Raw genomic sequence first — 20054 nt, 5'->3', positions numbered from 1 at the left:
CCCTAATTCGCCGACTGCGTCACGGGCGCTCTCGCCAGCGTTTGCCGCGCCTTGCGGCGGCTGGACCACTCCGCAAGTGCAATGCCGCCCAGAACGCAGACGAGGCCGACCATGTGATACCACTCGAAAGGCTCACCCAGCAGCGTCACCGCAAGGATGGTCGCGAAGACCGGTATCAGGTTGATGAACAAGCTGGCGCGGCCAGCCCCGATCAGTTCAACCCCTCGGATCCACAGCACTTGGCTGACAAGGCTGGGAAAGATGATGACGTACGCAAGGACGCCGACAACCCGCCACTCCGGTTCGGGATAGCGACCATTGACCAAATCAAGCGCAAAAAACGGAATGCTCGCGATCAACCCTCCGACCGATAGCATGAAGAAAAACACTTGCCAGGGCAGGTCGGGTTTGCGCCGCAACTGGATCGAGTAAAGTGCAAAACACAACACGCCGACCATCATGATCACATCGCCAACATTGAACTGCAGTGCTGCGAGCCGCTCAATCGACCCTTGCGATGCAACCGCAATCACACCAGCGATCGCCAGCACAACGCCAACCGCCTGAAGCGCGGTTATGCGTTCGCGGTACACCACAAACATCAGGAACAGGATTACCGCTGGGAACGTTCCCTGCTCGATGCCGACATTGATGGCCGACGTGTAGTTCAGCGCCGAGTACAGGGCTGTATTGAACAACGAGAAGCCCAGCGCGCCCATCGTCAGCAGCAACAGCGCATGCTTGGCGATCGTCTGCCGATGCGCGGCGAGTAAGGGGCGGGCCAGCGCATACGCAATCAAAGCCACGCAAGCCCAGCGGACAAAGGTCAAGGTGAAGGGCGGAATGGCCCCGGCTGCTATCTTGCCGGCAATGGTGTTGCCGGCCCAGAAGAGATTGGTGAGCGCAAGCACAATGTAGGGATTGGAGAGTAGGCCCATGAGCTCTCTCCAACATTGTTTGACAAGGCATGGCAAGCGCATCGACTGCCGACCTTGAGCAGCTTGTGAGTAAACGGGAGGGGGTTACACCGGGACTGGGTGTGATAAGGAACCTGACGCGCCCCGGTGCATTGCCTCTGGCCTGCATGCGGGGCGTCGGTGCGTTTGATGAAGAAAGTTCGGAAAGGCCCCATTTATGGCCAACGTGGTTGTTGTCGGTTCCCAGTGGGGTGACGAGGGTAAAGGAAAAATCGTCGACTGGCTGTCGGAGCGCGCCGATGTGGTTGTGCGCTTTCAGGGCGGGCATAACGCTGGCCATACGCTTGTCATCGACGGTGTGACCTACAAAATTTCGCTGGTGCCATCCGGTGTGGTGCGCGGAAAACTCTCCATCATTGGTAATGGCGTGGTGTTCGACCCGCACTTTTTTGTGCAGGAGATTGAAAAGCTGCGCGAGCAAGGTGTCGACGTTTCGCCTGATACCTTGAAGGTCGCCGAAAACACCCCGCTCATCCTGTCACTTCATCGCGAGCTTGATGGGATTCGAGAGGATGCCGCATCGAACTCTGGTACGAAGATCGGAACCACGCGCCGCGGCATCGGTCCAGCCTACGAGGATAAGGTGGGCAGGCGCGCGATCCGGGTGATGGACCTTGCCAATCATGAGACACTGCCCGCCAAAGTGGATCGTTTGCTAACTCACCATAACGCCCTTCGGCGTGGGCTGAATGAACCGGAAATCTCACACAGCGCTATCATGGATGAGGTTACGTCGGTCGCGGACCGCGTGCTGCCGTTCATGGATAAGGTCTGGCGTGTCCTTGATGACAAGGCGCGGGCCGGTGAGCGCATCCTTTATGAAGGTGCACAGGGGACGCTGCTGGACGTTGATCATGGGACCTACCCGTTCGTCACATCCTCCAATGTCGTTGCTGGCGGCGCATCCGCAGGCTCCGGCGTCGGTCCCAACCGGATCGATTACGTTCTGGGAATTACGAAGGCCTATACAACCAGGGTCGGCGAGGGGCCGTTTCCGACCGAACAGGATAACGATGTCGGCCAGCTTCTTGGCGAGCGCGGCAAAGAGTTCGGCACCGTTACCGCGCGAAAGCGGCGCTGTGGATGGTTTGATGCGGTGCTGGTCCGCCAAGCGGTGGCGATCAATGGTATCAACGGTATCGCGCTCACCAAGCTCGATGTGCTCGACGGCATGGAAACGCTGATGGTGTGCACTGGATACGATTTGGACGGCAAAGCGATTGACTATCTGCCGGCCAGCCAAGGCCAACAAGCGCGGGTCAAACCGATTTACACCGAAATGGAGGGGTGGAACGAACCCACAGTTGGCGCGCGCTCGTGGGCGGATCTCCCCGCTCAAGCGGTCAAATATGTGCGTTTCGTTGAAGAGTTGATCGGTGCGCCGGTTTCGCTTTTATCGACCAGTCCGGAGCGCGACGATACCATTCTCGTGCACGATCCCTTTAAGGATTAGGTCGAACCGTAGGCTGCTTTTCGTGCTCAATGAGAGGGGTTTTCACCAAGTCATTGACCGCGAAGCGAGATTTTGCTGATAGGTTGGCTTGCATACGGACGGAATTGCGCTGAATTCGGGCGGTGTAAGCGCGCAAAGGTGAAGAGCCCAACTGTTTGTCAGATGAATTGCCTTCATCTGGCCTGTAAATCGAGTGTGGTAGGACATCATGGCGGATTTCAATGCGATTCTGCGCAAGGCATTGGCCAGTCGGCCGGATGCTACGGGCGAAGAACGTCGCAAGATCTACGAGCGTGCACGCCAGGCGCTCATCCGTCAGTTGAGCGGCTTTGAGCCTCCCCTGCCTCCCGAAGATATTTCACGCCAGCGGCTGGCGCTTGAGTCGGCGATCCGCAAGGTTGAAGCCGACGTTGCCAGCCAGGGAAGCTTCGCGGCGAGCGGCCGGTCGGCTGCCTCATCCCAAGCGCAAGATGCCGCTTCGGTAGCCACAGGCACTGGCGTGGACCAGGCCACGCCATCCAGCTCCGCCAACGCGCCCGCGCCGGCTGCAGAACAATTGGCCGCTGCCGTCCAAAACATGCAGCCCGCCACCGCAACTGCTGCAGTGTCCGCACTAAAACCTAAGCCCGCAAAGGAACCGCCGCTTGCTGCGTCCGATCCCACGCCAGCTCTTGTGGGTGACCCTGATCCGCAGTCGCTTCCAGATTTCGAACCCGAGCGAAGCCAAGCAGCTTTGGAACGTACGACGAAGCGTCGCTCCAGTGGGGGGTGGATTGGAGCCCTTGTTGCGCTGTTGGTGATAGGCGGCGGAGCGTATGCGGTCTGGTTCTATGGTCTTCGGGATCAGGGGCCGGTTGCCGAAGCTCCAGCGGTGGAGGAAGAGCTTCCCCCGGCTCCGGAAGCTCGGCAAGTGGGAGCAGCGGATCCGACCCGCTCCAGCGAGCGGCTGTTGCCTGATAATCAGGGGACTGTTGAGGAGCCACTGCCCACTGCGGAACCAGAGCCGACGGCCCAGGATGACGACGCTGCAGCAGGCGATGAAGTCGCTGAGGAAGAAGCGCCTGTAGAAGCGGAACCGGAGGTCGCTGCCGTTCCTCAGGCGCCGGAAAACGGCACTCTGCCAGTCGCGCAGAACGCGGTTCTGTATGAAGAGGGTCTGACGCCTGAGGCGGCCGGGTTTACTGCACCAGGGCGGGCAATATGGCGTCTCGAGACGGTCGACGGCGTGCCCGTCATCGTCGGGACGATTGAAGTGCCGGGGCGCGGTATTTCGCTTGATTTGCGGATAAGCCGTAATCTCGACGAAACGCTGCCCGCGTCGCATCTGCTCGAGTTTTCATTCAATACCTCTGAGAGCTTTCCAACCGATGGCATTGCTGAGCTTGTCGGCGTCGTTGTGAAACCTGAGGAACAGGCCGGCGGCGATCCCCTTCGCGGTGCCATTGTGGACCTTGGCTCAGGCGTTTTCTGGCAAGCGCTCGCAGCAAGCGAAACCGATTTGTCGGTCAACTTGCCGCTCCTCCAGGAAGGACAGTGGTTCGACCTTCCTATCCTTTACTCGGACAACCGCCGTGCCATTATCTCATTTGAGAAGGGCGCGGATGGTGAGCAGGTGTTTCAACAGGCATTGACCGCTTGGAGCCAGTGATCAGGCGTCAAGCGCCTCGTCAAACATGCGGTAAACGCGAACCGCTTTCTGGCGTCCTTTAACTTTGTGTTCGCCCGCGAAAACAAGCGCTTGCTCGTTGGCAGGACCCTCGCCGTCTTGCTGTGCATGCGCTCGCGTTGCTTCGGTAATAAGCAGTGGGGCGCCGGTCATCGAGGTCAGTCCCTCCACACGTGCTGCCAGATTGACGGTGTCACCAATCGCCGAGTAGGCGAAGCGACGCTTCGACCCCATGTTTCCGACAAAAGCGTCGCCGGTGTTGAGCCCGACACCAATGGAAAGTGGTGGGTCGAGTTGCAGGCGCTTGTTGGTATCGTCGACCACGGCGACCATCGCCTTACCCGCTCGGATTGCCCGCTCAGCATGGTCGGGCTGATCGAGGGGCGCGTTCCAGAAAGCCATCATCCCGTCGCCCATGAACTTGTCGATGGTTCCTTCTTCGGCCAGCACGGCTTCGGACAGCGGGTCGAGAAGCGCGTTCAGCAGATCGACCGCGTTTGTTGGCGCCATGCTTTCCGACCGCGCAGTGAAGCCGCGTACATCCATAAAGAGCACCGTCAGGACGCGTCTTTCGCCGCGCAGGCTCAGAGCATCTGGATCGCGCTCCAGCCGCGCGAGGACCGGCTCAGCCAGATAGAAGGTGAAGGCGTTACGGATGAACCGTTGTTGCCTTTCGGTCAGCAAAAGACGCGGCACTGTCACCGCAACAAAGGTCAGAATCGCGGTAACTGCCGGCGCTGAGGCGTCGATCAACATCTGAGGGTTGGAAAAGGCCCAGACCGATCCGTAGCCGACCAGCCCAATCACCACAGCGGTGATGAAAGCGCCGAGTGCTGGGGGTGCGAACAGTGCAAGGGCCAGGGCCAGACAGCCCACTAACGCGATCGCGACGATCTCAAGGCCGACCGCCCAGTCGGGACGGGCAAGACCAGCGCCGGTGAGCACGCCAACAAGTGCCTGGGCGTGGATTGTTACACCGGGAATGAAGCTGCCTAAAGGTGAAGCGCGTAGATCGAACAGGCCAGGAGCGGACGTCCCGACAAGTACAATCGTCCCATCGACGCGGCTCGAAAGGTCGCCTGGGGTACCGGCAGATTGGAACACATCGACTGCGGAAATCGTTAGGGCAGGGTCGAGTTGACCGTACAGCACACGGTACGCGCCCGTCGGGGTCAACGGCACGTCAAACGCGCCGATCCGTGCGATTTCGGGTATGCCGATGTCAGGATTGTTGGAGCTGGGATTGGTCCGCAGAATAATGCTCTGCTCGCCTTGTGCGACGCGCAACGCCTCGGCAAACAGGCTTGGCAGCAGGTTGTCGCCGATCGCAATAAAGGCCGGTATGCGCCGGACGACGGCGTCGTCGTCGAACAGCGATACGTGAATTCCGCCCAGACCATCGGCAGCCTGCTGGAGCACCGGAACGTTGTCGAGGACCCCAGATGCGTTCAGCAAGGCCGCAAGCGGTGGGGGACCTAGGGTGGCGAGCCCAGCGGATGGGGAAAAATCGGATGGGTTCGACGAGGGCGTCAGGCCAAGGACGGTCGGCCCGGCTGCAATCGCTTGGGCAAAGGCCTCATCATTGTCGCCAGAATTGGCAAGAGCGGCATTAAGCTGCCGCCGAACCTCTGCGGGTATATCAAGGTCGTCCAATACCCGCTGGGGACTAGAGCGGTCAGGCTCTGGAAACGTCATATCGAACGCAACAACGGCGGCGCCGGCGGCATGCAGCGCGCTGAGCATTTCACCAAGCTGGTCTCGCGGCCAGGGCCACTGGCCGAGTGCCGCGAGCGACCTGTCATCAATGTCGACGATCCGCACCGGGACGTCGGTGCCGATAGTTGGTGGGTCGATCCGCTGGTAAAAGTCGAAAAACCGTTCGCGGGCGTTTTCCAGTGGCGCAGGGTCCGATACGCGGACAAACAGGCAGAGCAGGACAACAACAAATCCTGCGCATGCGGGAATCAGATAGCGGGAAACACGGCGAACCATTGTCACTCGGTGGGAAAGCTTGGGCCGCCAACTTGCGGTAAATCGGTCACAGGTTTTCAAAAAGCTGGCGTAACGGCAAGCTTTCTACGGCTTGCTCTTTGAGGTGGCTTTGCATGGAAGGCGGGCTTGCCCCTAGTGTATGCGTAAACCTTTTATTAACGCTCATTTAGGGCGTTCGACGACCAATTGAGCATGCTCTTCCCAACGAAAAAAGCCTCCCAAGTCCTAAAGCAGGCCCGCGTAGCCGTTCCGATCGCTTTGGCGGCAGCTACGGGCGTTGTCGGTGGCGCCGTCGCGGACCAACTTGAAACGGCATCCTACGATACCGTTCTGACGGCACCCGATGACCTGAACGTCAATATGCGCTTCTTGAACGCGCAGATGCGCGCGGGCGATTTTGAGGGCGCAGTTGTGACGTTGCAGCGCCTGTTATTGCTCAACCCACAATTCGACAAGGCCCGCCTTGTCCGCGTCGCGGTCATGATCCGGCTAGGGGATGATCGCGCTGCGCAATCTGATCTCGATTTTCTGGAAAACCGTCCTTTGGATGCCGCTGACCGCGCTCGAGCAGACCATCTTCAATCCCTCGTTTCTTCGCCCGCAGGATCCGCTAGGGTTTACGGAACGCTCCGCACGGGCTTCCTCTATCAGGGTAACGCTCAGCTGCGGCCAGGTTCAGGCCTTTTGAACGGCGTACCGTTCGCCTTTCCCGATGACGGAGCATTTGGGGGTGTTGGCCAACTAAGTCTGTTCGCTGAAGTGCCTTTTGCTGCTGGCAGCGGCCACGCGTTCATCGCCGAAAGCCGCTCAAGGCTTCGTGTGCTGGACGATGCGGACGCGCGTTCGGGCAGTTCAATTGCGCTGGGACCACGTTTCGATTTCGGAAGCGGGACAGTTGATCTGCTGGCAATTGGCGCCATCGACTTCATTGGAAGTGACTTTTACGGCAGCACATTGGGCGGCCGTGTTCGGCTGAACTTCGATCTCAGTGATCGCGTTGAAGCCGGGTTTGCCACCACCTTGGCGCATAAGGGCGCCGATGTTGGCGTTTTATCGGCGGCGAATGTCGGTGATGCGGATGGACGGTACGCGTCGTTCCGACCACATGTCACCTACCGGTTCAGTGATCGGTGGCGCACGACGGTCCACGGGTTGGTGATTGACCATGACGCTGACAGTCCCTGGTACAGCTACACGGCTTTTGGCGGTGGTTTAACCGTTGGCTTTCGCAGCTCCGAAGGCATCAGCCTGCGGCTTGGCGGTCATATTCGTGATGCTGATTATGAGGCGACCGATCCGCGTTACGGCGGGCCGGCGCGGGAAGAGACGCGTTACGTTCTGGATTTTGCAGTTGCAGTTCCATTCGATCAGATCGCGCGGGGCTTCGGCGTCAATGATGATCGGCAGATTGCTCCGCTGTGGGCTGCGGAAGCGACCGTCAAATATTCCGTCAATCAGTCCAATGTTGCGATTTACGACAATGCGGGCTGGACATTCGGCTTGGCGATCGCACGCCGGTTTTCGTTGTGAGGGCCGAGCAATGATCCATCAAAAGGTCTCCGCTTTGATCTCTCTGCTGAACACGCGATCGGTGCTTCCTGCTGTCGCAACGGTGGTCGCAGGGTTGGTTTTGGTGCAACCGGCTAGCGCCCAGCAGGTTGGCGTGAGCGCTGCCGTTCGCGGCTCGGTTTCGATCAACGCGTCATCCGCCAGTAGCGGTCAATCGATGTTTCTGGGCGACCGTGTCCTCACGCAAACCTTATCTGGCATGCAAGTTCTTTTGCTGGATGAGAGCGTGTTCACGATTGGCGAAAACAATGATCTGACCATCACCCGGTTTATTTATGATCCTGATCGATCCGTCGGTCAGATCGCAGCTTCTGCGACGCGCGGCGCCTTCCGCTTTGTCTCGGGCTCCGTTGGAGCTGTGGCGCCCGACAGCATTGAAATGACCACACCTTCAGCCACGATCGGTATCCGCGGAACGTCTGTAGACATTGTGGTTGGTCAAGAGGCGGTCGACCTCGCGGTCCGCCTTGGTGTTGCGGTCGGTCTTGCTGGGATCGATCCGGCCACCGCAGTTTTTGTCATCTTGGGCGGCCCGTCTGTATCCTATCAGGGACTGACGCAGCGTGGCCGGGTCATTGTGCAAACCGCGGCTGGTCGTGTTGCGATCCGTAGGGAAGGCTTTGGTGTTTTTGTCCCGGGTCGAGGTGCCGCACCGACATCGAGTTTTGCGGTACCAGATGACATCGCCGCCGACGTTATTGCGAAGATCGAGATACCAACGGTCGGCGTGACAAGTACCTTGCCGAGCGTAAATGTTACGACGCTTCCGAATGTAGAGCCGTTACCGGGCGTCGTACCGGACCTTTCCGGTGCACCGGTGGATGAGATCGACACGTTCGAACTTGAAGTGCGCGTCGACGAGCTGATCGAAGAGCTTCTTGGCAAGGGGGAAGGCGAGGAGTTCGGCTTTAACCGCGATCCTGAGCCTGCGGATCCCGATCTCAACAACTTCAGCGACCTGATCGATAGCGATCTAAGCGACCTGCTGATCTCCGACCCCGACAACCTGGGCTCCTCGTTAGACTAACGGGCAAATAAGCCAAATACAAAAAGCCGGGCGGTGTTCATGCCGCCCGGCTTTATCAATGATCTAAGGCGTCTCGCTGTTAAGCCCCAGGGAATGCGCTTGCCAGGGAAAGCGGTTGTCAGACAGCCGGCCTTTGTTCGAGCGTCTGCGCAGCGGCAACGACTGCTTCTTGCACTTTCTCGAATGCCCGGACTTCGATCTGTCGGATGCGCTCCCTGCTGACGCCAAACTCTTGGCTGAGCTCCTCTAGCGTCAGAGGGTCCTCCGACAATCGCCGCGCTTCAAAAATGCGGCGTTCGCGATCGTTCAGGACGTCAAGCGAGTCAACCAGCATGGACTTCCGGTTGTCGCGCTCTTCAGTGTCGATCAACATCGACTCTTGGCTGTCGCTTTCGTCGACCAGCCAGTCCTGCCACTCCAGGCTCTCCGAATCCTGACGGACTGTCGCATTCAGTGATGTATCACCACCCAAACGCCGGTTCATGGACACAACTTCGTCTTCAGAAACGTTCAGACGGTTGGCGATCTCGGTCACCTGCTCTGGGCGCAGATCGCCGTCCTCCAGCGCCGAGATCTTCCCTTTGACCTTGCGCAGGTTGAAGAAGAGCCGTTTCTGATTTGCAGTCGTCCCCATTTTCACAAGGCTCCACGAACGCAGGATGTACTCCTGGATGGATGCCTTAATCCACCACATGGCGTAGGTTGCAAGGCGGAAGCCCTTGTCGGGGTCGAAGCGTTTGACGGCCTGCATCAGTCCGACATTGCCTTCAGACACGACTTCACCGATGGGCAAACCGTAGCCACGGTAGCCCATTGCGATTTTTGCGACCAAACGCAGATGGCTTGTCACCAGTTGGTGGGCAGCCTCGGCGTCACCATGCTCGGTGAAGCGCTTTGCCAGCATGAACTCTTGATCTGGCTCTAACATCGGGAACTTGCGAATTTCGTTCAGATAGCCCGATAGACCCCCATCAATGGAGGGAAGTGTCGAGATAGCTTGAGCCATGTTTCCACGGTCTCCCTTTCTTTACTCCCGCCCTTAAAGGCACGGGATTGCGGCCCCTTTCGCGTAGGTTTACGCGGTTAGCGACGATTTGGTTGACGTGTATATAGGCTTTGCCCCCGAAAAATATCAGGGGTCTTGTTCATTACGAATTGTTCACGCTTGCTTGAGGTGCTCTTCGAGCTCGACCATATCGGCGTCGGGATTGACCTCAAACCGCACGGTTTGCTGGGTTTTTGGATGCGAGAACTGCAATGATCGTGCTTGCAGCGCTTGCCGGCCAAAGCCTTGGACAAAGGATCTTGCCGGTTCGGACAACCTATTGCCCCGCGTACGATCCCGGAGACCATAGTCCTGATCACCAATCAGGCCGTGACCGATATGGGCGAGATGAACGCGAATCTGATGTGTTCTGCCGGTTTCGAGGCGGCAATCGATTTTCGCTGCGACCGGACGATCTTTGTTGCCAAAGCTATCTAGGCGTTGGGTGTGCGTGATTGCAGCGCGAGATCCTGGTCCGTCACGAACCTGCATTTTGAGCCTGTTGGCGCGATCGCGTCCGATCGGCGCATCAATGGTCAGCCTTGGCTTTGGAGAGCCCCAAACGAATGCCGTGTAGCGGCGATCGAGCCGGTTGGTGCGGCCATGGTCCGCGAATTGGGCGGCCAGATCGGCATGGGCCTGATCGGTCTTTGCCACCACCATCACACCGCTGGTATCTTTGTCGAGGCGATGGACGATACCCGGTCTGCGAACACCGCCTATACCCGATAGGCTGCCACCACAGTGGTGAAGCAAAGCGTTGACGAGGGTTCCGGACGGGTGGCCTGCGGCGGGGTGAACGACCAGGCCCGCTGGTTTGTTGAGAACGACGACCGTCTCATCCTCGAACAATATCTCCAGCGGGATTGCCTCCGGCTCCGGCTCCGCCGGTTCGGGTGGCGGAATGCGAAGCGCCAGGACCTCAGTGCCGCGCAGCTTCTTCGCTGGGCTGCGTTCGACTTGACCATTGACCTTGCAAAGCCCTTGGCGGATCAGCTCAGCAACCCTGCTCCTTGATAGCGGACGCTCGGTTGCGGCAGCGGCGGTCAGAACCGCGTCAAGTCGCTTGCCGTTATCGTCGCTGGATGCTTGAAAGCGCACAACGTCGCCCTCCAATCCACCCGAACGCGGAACATCGTCATCCATGGTTCAATCCGCGCGCCCGCAACCGCAGCTACCCGATGATGAAGAGCCGCTCGACCCGCGCCTCGAAGCGATGGCAGCAAAGATGCGGCGGCTTTCCCTGGTCTCGTCTGGGATCATGTTTCTTGGGATTTTTGCTGTCCTTGGGGTGATCCTGTATCGCTCACTTGCCGACCCGTCCAGCGCACCGCCTGCAGAGAACTACCCAGTCCCAATTCCGGCGGAACAGGTTCGGCAGCTGATCGCGTCAGAGTTTCCCGGCGCGGTCGTGACGGCCTTGAGCCAGGACGACAGGTCGTTGTTTGTCGCGACAAACGGCCCCCAATTCGCGACAATAATCGAGGTTGACCGAGCCACATGGCAGGTCGTTGGCGTTATTCGTTTGGGTGAATAAGTCCGCTCAGTGGTCCGAAAGCGTCCGTTTGACGGCATCCTTCCAGCGCGCTGCATGGATCTGCCGGGTTTCATCATCAATCTGAGGCTCGAACGTGTCATCGCGTTTCCATGTTTGCGCGAAGGTTTCGAGGTCCGGGCATATACCCGCCTGGAGCCCAGCCAGATAAGCCGCACCCAACGCGGTTGTCTCAAGGTCGGCGGGCCGCTCGACGGGTGCATCCAAACTGTCTGCGAGAATCTGCAGGAGAAGGTCAGACGCGGTCATTCCGCCATCCACGCGCAACACCGACCGTTCGCCCTCGGGCCAGTCGCGGGCCATCGCATCCAATAGGTCAACTGTTTGCAATGCGACGCTTTCCAAGGAGGCCAACGCAAAATCCGCGGGACCGGTGTCACGCGTTATGCCGAAGATCGCACCGCGCGCATCAGGGTCCCAATACGGTGCCCCCAGGCCCACAAACGCCGGCACCATGGTGATCGAACCGCGTTCTGCAGCTGCGGCCAATGTGTTTACCTCGGGCGCCGATCCGATTAACTTCATCCCGTCTCGCAGCCATTGGACCGCCGCACCAGCAATAAAAACCGACCCCTCCAGCGCGTAGGTCGGCTTTCCGTTGAGCCGATAAGCGAGCGTCGTCAGAAGCCGGTTCTTCGATGCTACTTTCTCACTGCCCGTGTTCAGAACTGCGAACAAACCCGTTCCGTAGGTCGCCTTCACCATGCCGGGCGCGAAGCCTGCCTGGCCAATAGTCGCGGCGTGCTGGTCGCCAGCAACACCGCAGATGGGGACCGCGGCTCCAAAGACTTCCGGTGCGGTTGTGCCAAAATCGGCCGCGCAGTCCAGGACCTCGGGAAGCATTGAACGTGGGACCTTGAACAAGTCCAGGAGATCGTCGGACCATTGTTGCGTGTTGATATCAAACAGCAGCGTGCGGCAAGCATTGGTTGCGTCCGTAACGTGGCGCTTGCCGCCGGTCAGGTTGAAGATGATCCAGCTATCGATGGTGCCAAAAGCCAGTTCTCCGCTTTCCACCCGCGTGCGAAGGCTTTGATCCTGTTGAAGAATCCAACCAAGTTTTGAGCCAGAGAAATAGGGATCCAGCAGCAGCCCCGTCTTCTCCTGTACCATTGGCTCAAGACCGTCCGCCTTCATCTTGTTGGTGACAGACCCGGTGCGCCTGTCTTGCCAAACGATAGCGTTGCCGACCGGCTCTCCGGTCTTGCGGTCCCAAACCACCACCGTTTCGCGTTGGTTCGTGATACCGATTGCGGACACATCGCTGGGCGTCTTCCCCGCTTTCTCAATCGCGCTGCGGCATGTTGATAGGACCGCCTGCATAATGGTGGTCGCGTCATGCTCAACCCATCCATCTGCGGGGTAGATCTGCGGAAGCTCCTCCTGCGCAGCCTTCAAGGGCTTGAGGTTTTCATCATAGACGATGGAGCGCGTTGATGTTGTTCCCTGGTCGATCGCAAGGATGAGCGTCATGAATTGGTCTCCCTGAAAGCCCGTGCTCTTTCGGCACGTGACGAGTAGTTTTGGCGCTGCTGAATCAGGCTGCGCGCTTGTCGGAGCGCATCGTGCTTATCAGCGTATCGACCTCCGCGATGGCGTTCTCAGCGAGCCCAATACCGAGTTTGCAGCGCCGGAACAGGATATCTTCGGCGGTACTGGCCCACTCATGGTCGACCATGTGCTCCACCTCATGCGGGAAGAGGCCACAAGCCATAATCGCCTTGTTCTGCCGCGCAATAATCCCGGCAAGGGACTGCGCAGACCGGCCGTACATGCGGATGAGCCGCTCTGCCTGGACGGTGGTATCTGAAACGCTCAGTACCTTGGCCAACTCGGCTTCAACACTGGCGTGCGTTTCCTGACGGCTGACATCGTCCACAAAAGCGTCGTCAAAAGGCGTGTATCCCGTCCAACCCTTGTCCAACCCTGGTTTCCCAGGAGGCGTAACCGCGCTGAGATCGTCTACCACTTTCTGGCTCAGTGTTCGGAAGGTGGTAAGTTTGCCGCCGAAGACGTTTGTCAGGCCCGCCATGAGGTGCCTGGTCGTCTCAATCTTGTAGTCCCGCGTAACCTTCGCCGCTTCGTCAGAGCCGTCGTCTATCAGGGGTCGAACCCCTGCATAGGTCCATACAATGTCGGTCTCACCTATAGGCGTTTCGAGGTAACGATTGGCAGCCTCGATCAGATAATCTGTTTCCTCCGGCGTGATCGCCACCTTTGCAAGGTCCTCATGGTCCTCATCGGTCGTGCCGATAAGCGCGAAATCGTTCTCGTAAGGGATGATGAAAACAACGCGACCGTCCGGCTGCTGCATCAAATAGGCGTCATCAAGGTTCGCCGGGCGGGGGATGATGATGTGGGAACCGCGAACAAGACGCAGCTTAATTCCATCATTTGCGCCGGTTAGGATATGGGCAACCCGGTCAGCCCACGGGCCGGCTGTGTTGACGACATGCTTTGCGTGCACCTCGTACTGGCTGTGGTCCGATTGCCGCTCAAGCGTGAGGCGCCAGATGCCATCGCGCACATCAGCGGCGATAAGTTTCGTATGGGTTTTGATCGAAGCCCCACGATTCGCCGCGTCCTGCACATTTGCGAGGGTGAGGCGCACATCATCAACGCGGCAGTCGAAATAGGAGAAACCCCGGGTCCTCAATTCCGATTTCAACACCCGACCGGATGGATCTTTCGCGAGATTGACGCTCTTGGATCCCGGAACCTTCCGGTTCATCGCGAGATTATCATAGACGAACAAACCAAGCCTTATCAGCCAAGCCGGGCGCATGCCCGAACCATGGGGCAGGATGAAACGTTGAGGGCTTACCAAGTGGGATGCGACCGACAGGAGCCGTGCACGCTCGATCAGCGAGGCCCGAACCAGGGCAAATTCGTTATGCTCGAGGTAGCGTAGCCCGCCATGTATAAGCTTTGTCGACCAACTTGAGGTCGCTGATGCAATGTCGCCCATCTCAACGAGCGTGACGGAATATCCTCGGCCTGCGGCATCTCTTGCAACTCCGGCACCGTTTATTCCGCCGCCGATTACGCAGAGGTCGACCGCTTCGTGCCGCTCACTGTCACTCATAAAAGTCCTCAACTTCACTCCATGCCCGCCAACACTGCTTTTGAAAGCTGTCGTGCCACTTGCGCGGCCGCCTGAAATCCGGTTCGCGAGCGATAAACTTTAGTACTAAATCGATTGCGCGCCTCTGAAAACCGGCAAGTGCCACCCTTACCTAACGACCTTTCGTGGTTTACGCTGCGAAATTGACGCACAAAGCAAATTCAAGACGTAACCTAAGCCGGAGACTGGGATGGCGCGTGCCAAATTTGAAGAGCTCGAGCGCGGAATCGCTGAAACGCGTGCGCAGGTCCAAGAGATAAACTCCACGCAAGCGACCATAGACGAGCGCCTGGGTGCGGTCTTGGGCGAAAGCGAGATGAAGACCATTGATGTCAATATCAATGATCAGGACTTCAAAGCCGTGGTCGAGAACGAAGATAAGCTGCAGGGCAACATCGCCTCGCTTGTCTACGGACTTGATGAGATCACCCAGACGTTTGGGTCTGAATTCAAATCAATGAGCGAAAGCACTTTCGGCGAAAAGTTGACGGCTATTTTTTCAAAGAGACGCGCGGAGGAAATGAAAACCTCCCGAATTCGGAATGCTGATATCCGCTCCAACCTCAATAACCTTATCGATAAATCGGAGGTCATTCGTGGTCTTCTTGAGGAGCAACTGGCCGTTATCGACGACCGCCTCGAGACGTCGAAGACGGCCCAAGGCAGCGTACTCGACCGGGCCCAGACAACGGCGCGTTCCATTGAAGAAACAGATAGCTTGCTCGATGAACTCGGGCCGAAGATCTCCGAAATTGATGCAAAGATCGCTGATGAAACGGGTGAAGCGCTGAAGGCTCTTCAGGCCGAACGGGCGGACGTCGCCAATGCGTACAACGAGGCGAGCGCCAAGAAGCAGGAGCTTGTCGCAACGCAGCAAAGCTTCGAGCGGTATGCGGCGATCTATTCCAACTATGTTGAGAGCCTCGCCAAACAAAAGGCTGCGCAACAGACGCTTATCTCAAAACTGGCAATCGATACCGAGCAGCGTACGATCATGTACGACGCGCTGGTAGAATCCCTGCGAACATCGGCACAGCAAAACATCGGACACCGGATCGATGATGTTGGTCGGGAAACGGACGCTCAGGCCGAAGCCATGATCACACAGATCGGGATCTCCTCTGAGAACCGCATTGTCTCGATGATGGAAGCGCATGACATCTACATGCAGCGAACCGCTGCTATCCGCCAGAAGGCCGATCACGCCAATGCTGAGTTCGCCCGCCGTTTCGGGGCGATAGTCGAGAAGGTAGAGGCGGGAAAGTACGTCGAATAAAGGCTCACCAGTGACCGCCCAATTTCGCCCGCAGACGGATGTCCGGCGGGTTTACTTTCAGACCCTCAATCGCGTTGTTGCCGGGCTTTTGCAGTCGTCAGATGATGTGATGGTCAACATCGCGACGCGGCTCGACTCGCTTTTCAAGTTGCTCGACAAGCGCGACGCGGGCGGCCTCGCGGTGCGAACGGATCGCAACGATAGCGGATTGCCCATACTTGCAGATATTATCGCACTGGCCCGCGATGTGTCTGCACGCCAACAGCCAGAGACCAGTTCTGCTGCGTTGAGGCAGGCGGTACTCGATGAAATGCTGGCACGACGGCGAATGCCCCGTGCGCTGCGGTTGCAGGAGATCGGTCGTGCCGTTTATGAGGAAGCGGTTCGCCACGCCTTGCCGATTTTTTGGCCCGAAATCCGCACCTTCGAGCCGGTCAAACAGGGTGGACTGCGCTATACAAACTGGGACCATTGGGACGGCGGGACAAATCGTCCGGTCTTTACACAGGTCTGGCTAAAGCCGCGCACGCAGCACGAAATCGAGTTTTCGCACTTCTTGGCCCAGGCCCGCAAATTTTCAGGGTCAGGCTTCACGCCGCTCGCCGCCGCCATTGAGTTTGACGACACCTTGCCGACGGTCGCGCTGAAACGTCTGAAGCGCTGGACGCTGGGGCCGTTATATTCGCCCATCTTCATGGATTTACCGGCGCAGTTCGGCCCCCTGTTTGATGACTTGCCGCCAGACGATGCCTGGATGTTCGCATGGCACGAAGACGAGGTCCTTTCGGTGGGCACGGAGGCGACAAAGAGCTGGTTCCTCGCACCGACGGTTTATCGTGAGACCTATGCGGTGGATTCCACCGAGCCGATCGCAGTCGAGCGCGGGGCTTCGGCGTCCCGTGGGCACGCGTTAATGCCGCACCGGGTGCATCAGAAGCTGCTGGGAATGGGCGGGGCGATTGAGACCATCACGCGTGGTATGCGTCTGCATTCGCTTAGCGCAAACGGTGATCTTTTCGAGGATGTCTGAACTCTGTCAGCGAGGGCCGCGGACCTTTGTATGCAGGACAGTGCGAGCGAGATGAAGAACCATGATTGATGCGAGCCTGGTGCGTATTCCCGAAGCGCGGATCAAAGAAGCCTATGCGGCGGCGCTGGGCCTGATGGAGAACGCGCAGGTCGAAGAGGCGATAGAGCGGCCTGCACCGCAGCTCGGGCGGACGCGGTTTGTCTCGCCGGTTGCCGGTGCATCTGCACCACGGCGGATGGTCAAGGCGAACCTGGAAAACGCTTTACGCAAGTCTGGCGGCGACGATCCACTGCTGACACTGCGTGAACACGGTATCTTGGTGGCTCTGCGCCGCGCGCTGGCCGTTGGCATGACGGTATCAGAGTTTTTCATCGAACCGCTGGGCTATCTGGATCTCGGCGACAAAAAGCGCAAGGGCGGCCTATCTGCGGGGGATGAGGCTGCGTTCCGGTCCCTCGTGCGCACCCGCGCCGTTGTGGCGTTGTTCGTTGCATCGGCGCATCTGCTGCACGGCATGGGAGATGCGCCCTCGGGCGAACCGCAAGCGCTCGATGAGCCCGGATATGACACTGCCCACGATGCGCTGTCTTTTCTTGTATCGGCAATCGCAAAGGCAGCGACCGACGCGGTTGACGACGACGATCTGGGCCCTCGCATTGCCCGCGCGGTAGCCGATGTGATGGACCGCGTTGAGGGGGATGCACACCGTCTGATGGGCGACCATTTGGCCGCCTATGTGGCGCGCAGTTACGCCATTGAGGCCGACGATTTCACCATCCGTGGCTTCGAACGTTCGGCATCGACCAAGGGGCGCGAACCGCTCGTCATGCAGTTCAAGCAAGTGCATGAGGTTGTCGGCAACCACATTGCAAAAGCTCAGGCGATCAAGCTCGCGAAGATGCTGGTGGCCTACGATTTCGAGCGCCAGAAAAATCCGTTTGTCGAGCTTGGAGGGTTCTTGTTCACGTTTATCGGTGACGGTTTTCCCGGCACCGGCAAGACCACACTCATTCAGATGACGGCCGGTCTGGTGAAGGAGTACTGTGATCTCGCAGGCTACCCCTTCGTCTACGAGAATTTCGGGATCGACCAGATCTCCGAGTATCAAGGCAAGTCTGGCCAGAATGCTCGCGCGTTCATTGACCGGGTTCTTGACCCATCCGTCATTGGTTTTGGCACCATCGACGACATCGATCAGGTCGCCGGCAAGCGTGACGACCGGCAGTCGTCGTCCGGTCAACAGGAAGTCACCGGCGTCCTGATGGGCGCGTTCTCCGGCGCAAGCACTGTGGTCCGCGGCAACTGCTCGTTCGGGATGTTCTCGAACTATCCCGAGAAGGTCGATGACGCGCTGCGTCAAAGGGCAGGGGCGCGCTGGTTGGTGGATGGGCCGCAGACCGAGAACGACTATATCGACATTTTCCATCTGCTCCTTGGCAGTAAACACGACGTCCCGCACGGGCAGGAGTCGTTCTTCGCCGATCAGGCGTTGCAAAAGGCGGTTGCCAAGAGTTACGCCCAGCACGACCAGCCACAGCAAGAAGGGCTTTTGCGCGTTTGGGATCAGCATGTGCAAACGCACGGCGAACCCAAAACTATCCGCGATGTCGGGCTGTATCTGCACGCGATCAAGGAAGCCGAGCCGCGCTTCACGGGCCGTGCAATCAAGAATGTCACCGATGCAATCAAGTACCGCGCGATGGATATCGAACTGCCGGACGCTTGGTTCGAGCAGCCTGATGCCTTTCTCGCCAAGGGATATGACGACAAGCTCGCGATGATCACCGAGCTGCAGAAACCCATCTCGATGGACATGATTTTGCAGGAGATCAACCGCTATGCGGACTCCGAGTTCCGCTACTCCGACAAGTCCGACGAAGCAGCAATCAATGAGCTGATCCGTGACCATCGGGTTCGCCAGAAGGCGCAAGACAGGCTGGATAGCCGGCGGCTGGGAGACGCCTAGTGCAGAGGCTCATTGAAGAAGGCCTCAGGTTTGGCGGATTGCTCCACATTGACGCGAGCCATCTGGTGGAGCGCTACAACGCGGCCCTCGCGGGCTTTGGGATCGCGCAGACCAAACTGACAGACTTTTACATTGATGCCTCGGGCTATTCCTACGAGGTCGCGCTGGAAATCGGGGACGCCGCCTATCTCGACCCGGCGGGTATCAATCGGCGGTTCATCATCCTGTCGCCGGATCAGGCCGATCTGCCCCTCATCCGGACATCGTTTTCTGCCGATGGGCAGATGATCCGGGCCTTCTTTGCGGCCAACGACCGGATGATCCGAGCGGTCACACTTAAGGATACCCTCTACGGCGAGATCGAAAATCTGGTTTTCCAGGTGGATCGGCCGACCGACATTCTCGGTTTGCGCGACATCCGTTTTCTGGTGCGCACACCATCCGGCCTTCTGGAAGAAGCCGAACTATTGAAGCGCAAGATCGACCGCTTTACGGGCGAAGACGATGCCTGGCAGGATCATCGGCTTCTGCAGGCGATCGTCGACGGCGCCAACCGCGTAGGCGATGTGCGCCGGAACGGGTTTTTGCCGCAGCAGTTATCGTTCAAATGGCCGGACACTTTCTGGACGAGCCATTTTGGCGGGGCCTACGTGCTTAACCGGTCCGATGGTGCTGTGATGATCGGTGATGCGGACCAGTTGCAGCCCAAGCCCTTCGGCGCGTCGATCGTGGCGTTGCACGAGACACCGGTTCTTTTCTCTCTGCTGGAGGAGGAGCGGCTCCTCGAGCCATTTAACCCCCAATGGCTGAAGCAGTCGGGCATTCTCGACCACCGTCTGAGACTGCTGATCGCAGAACTGTTGATGCTGGGCGACCACGACTTCGATGCCGAGCCGATGATTGATGACGCCTATCTGACGCGCTGGATCTCGGACAATATGGCCAAGCTGAACCCAGACCGGCGGTTCCGGGTGCTCAGCCAGATGCGCGGCCTTCTCGATACGCCGCAGGAAGCAGCGGCTTACGAGCGGCGACTGCCCGCGGAGCAGCGCTTTTATTTCCGGCGTGCGATGCCAGACGTCCCCGGGGCGGCGGACATCAACCGGATCGTCGTCGAGCACATGCCGTTCGACCTGCTTTCGACGTTCATCCTCAACAAGCGTCGCTTCTATGACATCTATGAGACTTACACCGAGCGGCAGAAGGCGTTTGCGGTTCGCTATTTGACGACCCACTATGCGCCCAACACTTATGACCGCTGGCGTATGCGCGCGAAAGTGCGCGAGGCGTTCTTCGGATTACACTGAGTGAAGCCCGGAAAGGGTTAGCCGGTCTTGCGTCCGGCTTCACGAACAAGGAACCAGAGGCCGGACA

General features: G+C 58.6%; 15 protein-coding genes. 9 read left to right on the top strand and 6 right to left on the bottom strand.

Going from position 1 to position 20054, the window contains the following annotated elements; translation table 11 throughout:
- Positions 1–2: 2 nt before the first annotated feature.
- Positions 3–938 (bottom strand): DMT family transporter, encoded by a 936-nt coding sequence (locus tag AAF739_05230; GenBank protein ID MEM6382057.1) that lies wholly within the window; start codon positions 936–938, stop codon positions 3–5.
- A gap of 196 nt (positions 939–1134) precedes the next feature.
- On the opposite strand from AAF739_05230, the gene AAF739_05225 reads away from it, so the two are divergent.
- Together AAF739_05225 and AAF739_05220 are read left to right on the top strand one after the other, a co-directional pair.
- Positions 1135–2430: an adenylosuccinate synthase gene (locus AAF739_05225; GenBank protein ID MEM6382056.1), complete on the top strand. Its 1296-nt coding sequence runs from the start codon at positions 1135–1137 to the stop codon at positions 2428–2430.
- A gap of 208 nt (positions 2431–2638) precedes the next feature.
- A complete protein-coding gene (locus AAF739_05220) occupies positions 2639–4078 on the top strand; it encodes a hypothetical protein (protein MEM6382055.1) in 1440 nt (479 codons plus the stop codon).
- On the opposite strand, the gene AAF739_05215 is transcribed toward AAF739_05220, so the two are convergent.
- Positions 4079–6088, bottom strand: a complete 2010-nt coding sequence (locus AAF739_05215; protein MEM6382054.1) for an adenylate/guanylate cyclase domain-containing protein — start codon at positions 6086–6088, stop codon at positions 4079–4081.
- Positions 6089–6280: 192 nt separating this feature from the next.
- Here AAF739_05215 and AAF739_05210 point away from each other — a divergent pair, with 192 nt between their 5' ends.
- Complete coding sequence (locus tag AAF739_05210) at positions 6281–7618, top strand: hypothetical protein (GenBank protein ID MEM6382053.1); 1338 nt, start codon at positions 6281–6283, stop codon at positions 7616–7618.
- A 10-nt stretch (positions 7619–7628) separates the two neighbouring features.
- Positions 7629–8684 carry a hypothetical protein gene (locus AAF739_05205; protein ID MEM6382052.1) on the top strand — a complete coding sequence of 352 codons (1056 nt, stop codon included), beginning with the start codon at positions 7629–7631 and terminating at the stop codon, positions 8682–8684.
- A gap of 118 nt (positions 8685–8802) precedes the next feature.
- Here AAF739_05205 and rpoH read toward each other — a convergent pair whose 3' ends face one another.
- Positions 8803–9690, bottom strand: coding sequence for an RNA polymerase sigma factor RpoH (gene rpoH, locus AAF739_05200; protein MEM6382051.1), 888 nt, complete (start codon positions 9688–9690; stop codon positions 8803–8805).
- Positions 9691–9843: 153 nt separating this feature from the next.
- Positions 9844–10875, bottom strand: a complete 1032-nt coding sequence (locus AAF739_05195; GenBank protein ID MEM6382050.1) for an RluA family pseudouridine synthase — start codon at positions 10873–10875, stop codon at positions 9844–9846.
- Between AAF739_05195 and AAF739_05190 the strand changes: the two genes are divergently transcribed.
- Positions 10874–11266 carry a hypothetical protein gene (locus tag AAF739_05190; GenBank protein ID MEM6382049.1) on the top strand — a complete coding sequence of 131 codons (393 nt, stop codon included), beginning with the start codon at positions 10874–10876 and terminating at the stop codon, positions 11264–11266. The genes AAF739_05195 and AAF739_05190 overlap by 2 nt on opposite strands.
- A gap of 6 nt (positions 11267–11272) precedes the next feature.
- On the opposite strand, the gene glpK is transcribed toward AAF739_05190, so the two are convergent.
- Together glpK and glpD are read right to left on the bottom strand one after the other, a co-directional pair.
- The gene (gene glpK, locus AAF739_05185; protein MEM6382048.1) at positions 11273–12757 is read right to left on the bottom strand and encodes a glycerol kinase GlpK; all 1485 of its coding nucleotides are present in this window, start codon (positions 12755–12757) and stop codon (positions 11273–11275) included.
- Between the two features lie 64 nt (positions 12758–12821).
- Complete coding sequence (gene glpD, locus AAF739_05180; protein MEM6382047.1) at positions 12822–14369, bottom strand: glycerol-3-phosphate dehydrogenase; 1548 nt, start codon at positions 14367–14369, stop codon at positions 12822–12824.
- 229 nt (positions 14370–14598) lie between these two features.
- On the opposite strand from glpD, the gene AAF739_05175 reads away from it, so the two are divergent.
- The 4 genes from AAF739_05175 to AAF739_05160 all read left to right on the top strand — a co-directional run bounded on the left by AAF739_05175 (position 14599) and on the right by AAF739_05160 (position 19987).
- Positions 14599–15684 (top strand): hypothetical protein, encoded by a 1086-nt coding sequence (locus AAF739_05175; protein ID MEM6382046.1) that lies wholly within the window; start codon positions 14599–14601, stop codon positions 15682–15684.
- A 10-nt stretch (positions 15685–15694) separates the two neighbouring features.
- Positions 15695–16714 (top strand): hypothetical protein, encoded by a 1020-nt coding sequence (locus AAF739_05170; protein MEM6382045.1) that lies wholly within the window; start codon positions 15695–15697, stop codon positions 16712–16714.
- A gap of 61 nt (positions 16715–16775) precedes the next feature.
- Positions 16776–18680, top strand: coding sequence for an ATP-binding protein (locus tag AAF739_05165; protein MEM6382044.1), 1905 nt, complete (start codon positions 16776–16778; stop codon positions 18678–18680).
- Positions 18680–19987 carry a DUF6638 family protein gene (locus tag AAF739_05160; protein MEM6382043.1) on the top strand — a complete coding sequence of 436 codons (1308 nt, stop codon included), beginning with the start codon at positions 18680–18682 and terminating at the stop codon, positions 19985–19987. Before AAF739_05165 ends, AAF739_05160 begins: the two co-directional genes overlap by 1 nt.
- Positions 19988–20054 lie beyond the last annotated feature (67 nt).

The sequence above is a fragment of the Pseudomonadota bacterium genome (genome assembly GCA_039024915.1).
GTDB lineage: Bacteria > Pseudomonadota > Alphaproteobacteria > Rhizobiales > MH13 > MH13.
This window is presented reverse-complemented; position numbering and strand designations above follow the sequence as displayed.

Excerpts from the sequence above, each read along its gene's own strand:
- AAF739_05215 (MEM6382054.1), bottom strand. The coding sequence starts at position 6,088 with ATGGTTCGCCGTGTTTCCCGCTATCTGATTCCCGCATGCGCAGGATTT.
- AAF739_05190 (MEM6382049.1), top strand. The coding sequence starts at position 10,874 with ATGGTTCAATCCGCGCGCCCGCAACCGCAGCTACCCGATGATGAAGAG.
- glpK (MEM6382048.1), bottom strand. The coding sequence starts at position 12,757 with ATGACGCTCATCCTTGCGATCGACCAGGGAACAACATCAACGCGCTCC.
- AAF739_05225 (MEM6382056.1), top strand. The coding sequence starts at position 1,135 with ATGGCCAACGTGGTTGTTGTCGGTTCCCAGTGGGGTGACGAGGGTAAA.
- AAF739_05165 (MEM6382044.1), top strand. The coding sequence starts at position 16,776 with ATGATTGATGCGAGCCTGGTGCGTATTCCCGAAGCGCGGATCAAAGAA.
- glpD (MEM6382047.1), bottom strand. The coding sequence starts at position 14,369 with ATGAGTGACAGTGAGCGGCACGAAGCGGTCGACCTCTGCGTAATCGGC.
- rpoH (MEM6382051.1), bottom strand. The coding sequence starts at position 9,690 with ATGGCTCAAGCTATCTCGACACTTCCCTCCATTGATGGGGGTCTATCG.
- AAF739_05205 (MEM6382052.1), top strand. The coding sequence starts at position 7,629 with ATGATCCATCAAAAGGTCTCCGCTTTGATCTCTCTGCTGAACACGCGA.
- AAF739_05210 (MEM6382053.1), top strand. The coding sequence starts at position 6,281 with ATGCTCTTCCCAACGAAAAAAGCCTCCCAAGTCCTAAAGCAGGCCCGC.
- AAF739_05175 (MEM6382046.1), top strand. The coding sequence starts at position 14,599 with ATGGCGCGTGCCAAATTTGAAGAGCTCGAGCGCGGAATCGCTGAAACG.
- AAF739_05220 (MEM6382055.1), top strand. The coding sequence starts at position 2,639 with ATGGCGGATTTCAATGCGATTCTGCGCAAGGCATTGGCCAGTCGGCCG.
- AAF739_05195 (MEM6382050.1), bottom strand. The coding sequence starts at position 10,875 with ATGGATGACGATGTTCCGCGTTCGGGTGGATTGGAGGGCGACGTTGTG.
- AAF739_05230 (MEM6382057.1), bottom strand. The coding sequence starts at position 938 with ATGGGCCTACTCTCCAATCCCTACATTGTGCTTGCGCTCACCAATCTC.